Below are 1,038 nucleotides of genomic sequence, written 5' to 3' on the forward strand. Positions count from 1 at the left end.
TATGACTCTCCCTAATCATGCACGTAGCCAAATATTCTTTGACAGGTAGTGTCAACTAATTTAATAAATGGATAAGATTGGTTTTCTTGTGACAAATTACAAAGCCATGAATATCTTAGATTTTACCAGGGATTTTCCTGATGAACAGAGTTGTGAGGAATATTTGAAATCCCACCGGGAAAGAGAAGGGGTTTACTGTAAAACCTGTAGCAGTTATACCAACCATTACTGGTTTGGCACAAAAAAGTGTTTTGAATGCAGTAAGTGCAGAAGAAGGACTTCCCTTAAAGCAGGCACTGTAATGGAGAGCAGTAACCTGTCGCTGCATACCTGGTTTGCGGCATTCCTATTGATGTCGGCAACCAAAAAGGGGTTTTCATGTATGGAGTTTCAGCGGCAGCTGGGGTTGAAGAAGTACGTGACAGCTTTTAGGCTGATGCATAAAATCCGTTCAGTCATGGGTAAAAGAGACAGTGCCTATATGCTGAAGGGAATGGTTGAATACGATGAGGCCTATGTGGAAAAAGCCATTGATGGGGAGTTGAAGAAACAGCTCAAACGGGGAAAGGGAAGCCAAAGACAGGCAATAGTGGCCGTTGCAGCCGAATCCACCCCACTGGAGGATAAAAACACAGGGGGGATATCCAGACACTGTGGCTTCTTCAAAATGAAGGTGATACAAGACGCCTCGGCAAGCTCTGTTGACGGGTTTGTAAAAGAAACAATAAATAAGGAGTCGGTGATTTTCACAGATAAGAACCAAGCTTATGTCAATTTGGAGAAGCTGGTGGAAAGCCATGTAAAGGTGAAGTCATCGGCAAAAACTACCAACGGAGAACTGAACTGGGTACATACGGCAATCAGTAACCTGAAAAAAAACCTGTTGGGAATCTATCATATGGTTACAGAAAAGTACCTTCAGAATTATCTTGACGAGTTCGTATATAAGCTAAACAGAAGGTATTTCGGTGAAAAATTATTCGACAGATTAATTATTGCAGCAATTCAACACTACGTGTAAGATTGTGGGGAGTCATA

1 protein-coding gene is annotated in these 1,038 nt (G+C 41.8%); it reads left to right on the forward strand.

Annotated elements, in window-relative coordinates; all coding sequences use genetic code 11:
- Positions 1-106 precede the first annotated feature (106 nt).
- Positions 107-1,021, forward strand: coding sequence for an IS1595 family transposase (locus tag ACFSKL_RS09145; RefSeq protein ID WP_376885562.1), 915 nt, complete (start codon positions 107-109; stop codon positions 1,019-1,021).
- The last annotated feature ends 17 nt before the right edge of the window (positions 1,022-1,038 follow it).

The sequence above is a fragment of the Belliella marina genome, assembly GCF_042682445.1.
Lineage (GTDB): Bacteria > Bacteroidota > Bacteroidia > Cytophagales > Cyclobacteriaceae > Belliella > Belliella marina.